At 56.3% G+C, this 7900-nt stretch carries 7 protein-coding genes and 1 tRNA gene; all 8 read right to left on the bottom strand.

The features are described from left to right. Positions 1–106: 106 nt before the first annotated feature. A complete protein-coding gene (clpX, locus tag PKC81_RS06595; RefSeq protein WP_324334329.1) occupies positions 107–1369 on the bottom strand; it encodes an ATP-dependent Clp protease ATP-binding subunit ClpX in 1263 nt (420 codons plus the stop codon). 149 nt (positions 1370–1518) lie between these two features. Next, the gene (locus PKC81_RS06600) at positions 1519–2154 is read right to left on the bottom strand and encodes an ATP-dependent Clp protease proteolytic subunit (protein ID WP_298604009.1); all 636 of its coding nucleotides are present in this window, start codon (positions 2152–2154) and stop codon (positions 1519–1521) included. A 250-nt stretch (positions 2155–2404) separates the two neighbouring features. Then, the gene (gene tig / locus PKC81_RS06605; RefSeq protein WP_324334332.1) at positions 2405–3913 is read right to left on the bottom strand and encodes a trigger factor; all 1509 of its coding nucleotides are present in this window, start codon (positions 3911–3913) and stop codon (positions 2405–2407) included. Positions 3914–4001: 88 nt separating this feature from the next. Next, a tRNA-Leu gene (locus PKC81_RS06610) sits at positions 4002–4086 on the bottom strand. Between the two features lie 107 nt (positions 4087–4193). Further along, on the bottom strand, positions 4194–4811 hold the full coding sequence (locus tag PKC81_RS06615; RefSeq protein ID WP_324334334.1) for a hypothetical protein: 618 nt from the start codon (positions 4809–4811) through the stop codon (positions 4194–4196). Further along, positions 4808–5974 (bottom strand): M48 family metalloprotease, encoded by a 1167-nt coding sequence (locus PKC81_RS06620; RefSeq protein WP_324334336.1) that lies wholly within the window; start codon positions 5972–5974, stop codon positions 4808–4810. Before PKC81_RS06620 ends, PKC81_RS06615 begins: the two co-directional genes overlap by 4 nt. Continuing rightward, a complete protein-coding gene (locus tag PKC81_RS06625) occupies positions 5971–6714 on the bottom strand; it encodes a hypothetical protein (protein ID WP_324334338.1) in 744 nt (247 codons plus the stop codon). Before PKC81_RS06625 ends, PKC81_RS06620 begins: the two co-directional genes overlap by 4 nt. Positions 6715–6821: 107 nt before the next feature. After that, on the bottom strand, positions 6822–7900 hold a 1079-nt coding region (gene gatB / locus PKC81_RS06630), incomplete at its 5' end, for an Asp-tRNA(Asn)/Glu-tRNA(Gln) amidotransferase subunit GatB (protein WP_324334340.1).

Genomic DNA, 7900 nt, shown 5'->3' on the forward strand with positions numbered 1-7900 from the left:
CATGCGGTCCTCGGACAGCCAGAAAGAACAAAAAACCCTCGGAAATTCGCGATTTCCAAGCCGAGTTCTTTCGACTGTTGCACGCCAGCAACAGCTTTAGAAAAAATTAGGCCGCAGACTCTTTTGCTGTCTCGGAGAAGACGCGCACGGGCTCTTTCCGGCCTTCGACCACGTCCTTGTCAACTACTACCTCGCTGACACCGTGCATCGATGGCAATTCGAACATGGTATCGAGCAGGATCGCCTCGAGAATTGATCGAAGGCCTCGCGCGCCAGTCTTGCGCTCGATGGCGCGCTTGGCCACCGCTTCCAGTGCATCGTCGGTGAATGTCAGCCCGACATTCTCCATTTCAAACAGCTTGCGATACTGTTTCACCAAAGCATTTTTGGGCTCAGCCAAAATCTTGACCAGCGCAGCAACATCTAGGTCTTCCAGTGTCGCCGTGACCGGCAAACGCCCGACAAATTCCGGAATAAGGCCATATTTCAACAGATCTTCGGGTTCGATCTGCTTCAACACCTCACCCGTGCGACGCTCGTCCGGATCGGCAACATGCGCGCCAAATCCGATCGACTTGCCTTCGAGTCGGTTCGCAATGATCTTTTCAAGGCCGGCAAAGGCGCCGCCGCAGATGAAAAGAATATTCGTCGTATCAACCTGCAGAAATTCCTGCTGCGGATGCTTGCGCCCGCCTTGCGGAGGAACGCTGGCGGTCGTGCCTTCCATCAGCTTGAGCAGTGCCTGTTGCACGCCCTCACCACTGACGTCACGAGTAATCGAAGGGTTTTCGGCCTTGCGGCTGATTTTATCAATTTCATCGATATAAACGATACCGCGCTGGGCACGCTCAACATTGTAATCGGAGGCCTGCAACAGCTTGAGAATGATATTCTCGACGTCCTCACCAACATAGCCTGCTTCGGTCAGAGTCGTCGCATCGGCCATGGTAAAAGGCACGTCAAAGGTCTTCGCCAGCGTCTGTGCAAGGAGCGTCTTGCCGCAACCAGTCGGGCCGATCAGCAAGATGTTCGACTTGGCAAGTTCGACATCGCCATTCTTCTGCGCATGGTTGAGACGCTTGTAGTGGTTGTGAACCGCGACTGACAGAACGCGTTTCGCTTGAAACTGACCGATGACATAATCGTCCAAAACATCGCAGATTTCCTGCGGTGTCGGGACTTCACCGTCTTTCTTGCCAGTGAGCGCGCCCTTGGTTTCCTCGCGGATGATGTCGTTGCACAGATCGACGCATTCATCGCAGATGAAGACGGTCGGGCCCGCAATCAGCTTGCGCACTTCGTGCTGCGACTTGCCGCAGAAGGAGCAATATAGGGTGCTCTTGGTATCGGAGCCGCTCAACTTGGTCATAAACTTCCTGTACTACGCACGACAAAACTCGAGCTGAATTGCCCAAACATTGCCATCCTATCGCGATGTCATAATTTCGCAATAGCTGAAAAATCCGCAATTCTGTTTCAGAAACGCGGTCGATAAACGGTAAAGACGGGCAATGCGGATCAGCTATCACTGCCTTCGGTAGTCGCGGGACGCTTGTCGAATACCTCGTCCACAATGCCGAATGCCTTGGCTTCATCGGCCTCAAGGAAAGTGTCGCGATCCATCGCCTTTTCAATGTCCTTCAAAGGCTTGCCGGTATATTTGGCGTAAAGATCATTCATACGCTTGCGAATGCGCAGGATCTCATTGGCCTGAATCTGGATGTCGGAAGCCATGCCGCGCGCACCGCCCGAGGGCTGGTGCACCATGATGCGGGCATTGGTTAAGGCGATCCGCATCCCCGGCTCACCCGCTGCGAGCAGAAAACTGCCCATCGACGCAGCCTGACCAATGCAGACAGTACCAACGCGCGGGCGGATATATTGCATGGTATCGTGGATCGCCATACCGGCTGTCACAACGCCGCCAGGCGAGTTGATGTACATCCAGATATCCTTTTTGGGATTATCGGATTCGAGGAACAGCAGCTGCGCCGTGATGACTGCAGCCATATTGTCCTCAACCTCGCCGGTCACGAAAATGATGCGTTCGCGCAGCAGCCGAGAGAAAATATCCCAGCTCCGTTCGCCGCGGTTCGATTGCTCGATAACGACGGGAACTAGTGCCTGGGTGGGATCGCGGAACGGATCGTGCATGAACGCCTCTGTGCTTTGTGTTTCTGAACAATGCCTACATCGGGGCAGCGGGTGAAAGTTTCAAGCAGGAAAAGGGTTAAGATCGGGCCTATCCTGCGCTGTATCGCCTATTGGACCCTTCTTGTCTGCCTGGAAACCCGGCCAAGACCGCATTTTACAGACCTTGTCACTTAATCGCTGGCTACCAACAATACAAAACAGAAAGGGCCCGGATCACTCCGAGCCCTTTATTATGTATCGCCCTAAGCGATTATTTCTTGGCTGCTGCCTTTTTGGCCGGAGCCTTTTTCGCAGGTTTTTCGCCCTCGTCCTTAGCCACTTCCTTTTTGGTAGCGGCCTTTTTGGCAGCAGGCTTTTCTTCCTTGGCGGGGGCGGCTTCCTTCTTGGCAGCGGCCTTCTTCGCCGGAGCCTTTTTGGCGGGCTTCGCTTCGGGTTCGGCCTCGATCGCCGCTTCGAGTTCAGCGCGGGTCACGGTCTTTTCGGTCACACTTGCCTTGTCGAACAAAAAGTCGACAACCTTGTCTTCGAACAGCGGAGCACGAAGCTGTGCTGCTGCCATCGGGTTTTCCTGCAGATATTGCACGAAACGCTGGCGGTCTTCCTGACGATATTGCTGTGCAGCCTGTGTCACCAGCATGTTCATTTCCTGCTGACTGACTTCGACACCATTCGCCTGGCCGATTTCCGAAAGCAGCAGGCCAAGGCGCACGCGGCGAACCGCGATATCGCGATAATCTTCGCGTTCAGCTTCCATTTCCTTGCGGGCAGCTTCGGGATCGTCTTCGCGATCCGCTTCCTGTTCAAGCTGCGCCCAGATCTGTTCGAACTCGGCCTCAACCATCGAGGGGGGCACTTCGAAATCATGATCCGCGGCCAACTGGTCGAGCAACTGGCGCTTCATATAGGTGCGGGTCAGGCCGTTCAGTTCCTGCTCGACCTGGACCTTCATCAGTTCCTTGAGCTTGTCGAGGCTTTCGAGACCGAAGGCTTGGGCGAGGCTGTCATCAGCCTTGCTTTCAACCGGTTTCTTCACTTCGCCGACAACGATGTCAAAGGTTGCGGCTTTGCCCGCCAGTTCCTTGGCACCATAATTTTCGGGGAAGGTTACGTTGATGACCTTGCTGTCATTGGCCTTTACGCCAACAAGCTGGTCTTCAAAGCCGGGGATCAGCTGGCCCGAACCAAGCTCGACCGACATGCCCTCGCCCTTGCCGCCGTCGAACGGAACGCCGTCAACCTTGCCTTCGAAATCGATGACAACGACGTCGCCCGTCGCAGCCTTATAGCTCTTCGCAGCGGTTTCGAAATTCTTGTGACCCGATGCAAGACGCCCCAGCGCAGCATCGATTTCCGCGCCTTCGGCTTCAACCGTCAGACGTTCGAGCGACAGGCCTTCAATCTTTACTTCGGGGATGCTCGGCAGGATTTCGAAGTGAAAATCGACGACTGCATCCTTGCCGGGCGCATAGTCATGATCGAGATGCACGTGGGGCTGGGTCGCTGGGCGCAGCTTGTTGTCAGTGATCGTTTTCTGCACGCCTTCCTGGATAGATGTGTTCAGCGCTTCCTGAAGCAGTGCATCCTTGTGCATTTTCTTGACGAGGTTTGCAGGAACCTTGCCGGGGCGGAAGCCGGGCATACGCACCTGCGGCGCGATTTTCTGCACTTCGGCGTCGATCCGCGATTCGATATCGGCAACGGTGACGGTGAGGCGATAGGCCCGCTTCAGGCCTTCATTCTGGGTTTCCTGGGCTTGCATAACTAAAACTCTAATCCTCAACTCTGCGCAGATTTGCGCGTCAAAAATCTGTGGACGGACTTGGCTGGGAAGCCGGGCGCTTGTGAACTGGTGCGGGCGAAGGGACTCGAACCCCCACATCTTGCGATACTGGTACCTAAAACCAGCGCGTCTACCAATTCCGCCACGCCCGCTCCGCCACACCCGTATTGGCCGTGCGGTCGGGTGCCTCTAACGGCAAAGTCGGCCTAGGGCAAGTGCCGAAAGCGGCAGGATTGCTCGCTGTTACGACAACCCGTTTTCAGGGCCGTATGGCTTGGGGTGGACGCAATTGCAACGTTGCCACCAACTGCCTGATCTCTTCGATGTCGCGATCGAAATAGTGGATTTCAGGCGCTATAAAATTGACCAGATAGAGCTTACCCTCGACTATCGCGGCAACCCCCTCCCCCTTGCGGGTCAGGCCTTCATCCTGCGCGGCATAACTATAAGCGAAACGGACGCCTTCATATGTGCCCAATTTCGCGGGTTCGACCGCATCGATGGAAAAAACCGATGAGTCCAGAAGGATACGGTTGCTGTTCTCGAACAGTTCGACAATCTCGGTCGCCAGCATATTCGAGCGGAATTGGGGCAGTTTTTTCGCTGAACCATAAGGCGCGTTGTAGATTGTACTGCCATCTGGAATGGCGGCAAAGAAAGTAAGTTCGTTGAGCGCGAGGCCATCGCGGGTCCAACGTTCTCCATGGTCGGACGGACGGGCTGATGATCTGTTCCAACCCGATTTGGGCGTTGCAAATATCAGCTTCCCCGCAACATTTACGCCTTCATCGGCTACCAGCGCCTTCCATTCCGCAAAGCCGGGAACAGACGCACCGACCAGCGCCAACAGCGAGATCGCCATGGGAACCAGTCTCATTTCTGCGGCTCCCGCGCCATTGCCTCGATCATCGGTCGATCACTCGCGGTCGGGGCGCTTTCCAGATAGCGGCGTAGCGTCTTCCGACCCTCGACCAACTTACGCTGACGCAGCAAAAGCATTCCAAGGCTGCGCCAGCTTTCGGCCAATGCGGGATCCTTCATAAGCGATTGACGGTAAAACCCCTCCGCCTTCGCCAGATCGCCCTCTTTCCCGCGCGCACGATACAGTTCACCACGGGCGAAAAGCAGGTCTGCCGTCCAATTTCCGCGCGCCAAGCCTTCGAGTAAAAATTCGGTGGTTGCGAAATCATTGAGCTTCACTTGGTCATCGATCAGGCGCGGCCACCAGCGGGCGATGGCAGCACGATAGCGCCCTGCCCCATCGTCGCTGCTCGGGGCTTTATGCTGGGCCGCAGCGCGCAGATATTCCATGCGATCACGAGTATTTGGGTGCGACGAGAAAAAGTCGCTCGCCTCCTGCGCCACGGCCCCGCTTTTGTTCGCCTTGGCCTGCACCTCCATTTCGCCAAGAAGCTGTTCCCATATTTTGGAGGGTGCCGTCGGGTCATATCCGCTGGCGCTAAGATAGTCGAGTGCGGCAATATCTGCCTGTTTTTCCATTTCGCGGTTGAAGCGGAAGACAGACCCCATAAGCCCGATCTGCGCCAGCATGCCGCCGGGTACAAATCCCAACCAGGTCATCGCATTGGATTTTGCCTTGATGTCATGAAAGGATTTCAAGCTGTGCTGCTGTTCAAAATGAACGAATTCATGGCCTAGAACCGCGGCCAGTTCAGCCTCATTGCGCGCCCGCAACAGCAGGCCACTCCACACCAGCATCATGCCATTGGGTGCCATCGCCGCGTTGAACTGTGGTGTGCGCATCAGATAGATGCGCGCCGCACCGCATTTTTCGGTGCCAACTGCGCGACACAGAACGCCTTTCACATAGGCATTCAGTTCGGGGTCCTCGATCAAGAATTTGGACGCGCGCATCTGCTGCTCGGCCTCGTCCATTTCGAGCCAAAGGCCCTTCTCTATCTCGTCCTTTGGTTGATACCCCGCACTAGTCGGGAGCAGTTCTAGCGGCTGGGCCGCGAGTGAGGCAGAGCTAGCCAAGACACAAGTCGCAAGCGCAAAAGCATGGATGAAATGCTTCATTGACCATTGGCCTTTCCGGCGACGCGGGCAGGAAAACCGGTCAGCAATTGCTCGACGCGTAGCGCAGCACCCTCTGCCGTGCGAACGTCTCCTCGCGCCTTCAAATCGACCCCCAGCCAGACAATGTCGCCATTTTTCATATCGACCAGTGCAGCATAGCCGAAATGCGTGCCTGCAATGTCGCCATTGCCCATCAGCGCGGCGACCAGTTTCGCGGCGCGGCGCCCGGCCGATTCAAAACTGTCGTGGCTGAGAAGGAACAGGCCATAGTCGGCCTTTGCCGCAGGTGCGATTTTCGCAACACCGCTGCCCAAGCTCCAGTCGAAACTGTCAACCTTGGAAGGCAGAGGATCTTTGCCGAACAATTTGTGCCGGATGATCGTGCCGACCACCAGACGGAACAGCGCACGATGCTCTGTCAATAACTGGCTATTCGCGGCTCGATCGTCATACAGCACCATTTCGATCCCGCGCCTGCTCCCCGCCGCGATCAGCGCATTGCCAAGTTCGCGCGTCGCAGAGGCATGCCATTCGGCATTGTTCTGGAAGATACCCGCCGTGGTTTGCTCCCCCACTTTAACTTCAGGGCGAAAAACCAGTATGCGGGGTGCTCTATCGTGCGGAAAGGCAAACCCCTCGCGCACCGCATATTTTTCTGTTGCCACGGGAGATTGCGCCAGAATCGGGCTGGCGGCGAACAATGCCGCCAATGCCAACCCAATTCCTAAACCTCGCGCCATTATCGCTCCAGGCGGCCAACCGCCGCTATTGAGCATTTCTCGCGCCGATAATGTCACTGCGCAAGAGACTATTTGCCACCCGAATGTGAAATCGTTTCACACGCACCTTAGCCCGCGAGTGCCTTTTTGAGCAATTCATTGACCACGCCGGGATTGGCCTTGCCCTGCATCGCCTTCATCGTCTGGCCGACGAAGAAGCCAAACAGCTGCTCCTTGCCGCCGCGATATTGTTCGAGTTGTCCCGGATTGTTGGCGAGGATTTCGGCGATGACGGCCTCAATGGTGCCAGTATCACTGGTCTGCTTGAGGCCTTTTTCCTCGACAATCGAAGCCGCACCCTGCCCGGTTTCGAGCATGATCTCGAACACCTGCTTAGCGATGCTGCCCGAAATGGTGCCATCAGCGACCAGCTTGAGCAGTTCTGCGGCCTGTGCGGGGCTGACCGGGCTTTCGTCGAGCGACTTGCCGAGCTTGTTCAGCGCGCCGAACAGTTCGGACAGCAACCAGTTCGAACCCTGTTTCGGGTCGACACCGTAGCTCAGCAGATCTTCGAACCAGCAGGCCGTTTCGGCTTCGGCAGTCAGAACGGCTGCGTTGTAGGCCGTCAGGCCCAGCTCATTCTCGTACCGCGCGCGCTTGGCGTCAGGCAGTTCGGGCAAACTTGCACGGCATTCCTCAAGAAATGCGTCATCGAGTTCGAGCGGCAACAGGTCCGGATCGGGGAAATAGCGATAGTCGTGCGCGTCTTCCTTGCTCCGCATCGAACGGGTTTCCATCTTGTTCGGATCGAACAGACGGGTTTCCTGAACGACTTGGCCGCCATCTTCAATCAGATCGACCTGCCGCCGCGCTTCAACCTCGATTGCCTGCATGACGAAGCGGATCGAGTTGACATTCTTAGTCTCGGTGCGCGTGCCAAATTCTTCGCCGGGCTTGCGCACCGAGACGTTGACGTCGGCACGCAGCGAACCTTCCTCCATATTGCCATCGCAAGAACCGACATAGCGCAGGATTGAGCGCAGCTTTTTCACATACGCCCCTGCCTCTGCAGGCGAGCGCATATCGGGGCGTGAAACGATTTCCATCAGGGCGACGCCCGATCGGTTCAAATCGACATAAGACATGGTCGGATGCTGATCGTGCATCAGCTTGCCGGCATCCTGCTCGACATGGATGCGTTCGATGC

Origin of the sequence: Sphingorhabdus sp. (assembly GCF_035329025.1) — a bacterium.
Classification (GTDB): domain Bacteria; phylum Pseudomonadota; class Alphaproteobacteria; order Sphingomonadales; family Sphingomonadaceae; genus Sphingorhabdus_B.

What these genes read in the sequence shown, in the direction of transcription:
- clpX (WP_324334329.1), bottom strand. Translation starts at nt 1,369, where the DNA reads ATGACCAAGTTGAGCGGCTCCGATACCAAGAGCACCCTATATTGCTCC.
- PKC81_RS06600 (WP_298604009.1), bottom strand. Translation starts at nt 2,154, where the DNA reads ATGCACGATCCGTTCCGCGATCCCACCCAGGCACTAGTTCCCGTCGTT.
- tig (WP_324334332.1), bottom strand. Translation starts at nt 3,913, where the DNA reads ATGCAAGCCCAGGAAACCCAGAATGAAGGCCTGAAGCGGGCCTATCGC.
- PKC81_RS06615 (WP_324334334.1), bottom strand. Translation starts at nt 4,811, where the DNA reads ATGAGACTGGTTCCCATGGCGATCTCGCTGTTGGCGCTGGTCGGTGCG.
- PKC81_RS06620 (WP_324334336.1), bottom strand. Translation starts at nt 5,974, where the DNA reads ATGAAGCATTTCATCCATGCTTTTGCGCTTGCGACTTGTGTCTTGGCT.
- PKC81_RS06625 (WP_324334338.1), bottom strand. Translation starts at nt 6,714, where the DNA reads ATGGCGCGAGGTTTAGGAATTGGGTTGGCATTGGCGGCATTGTTCGCC.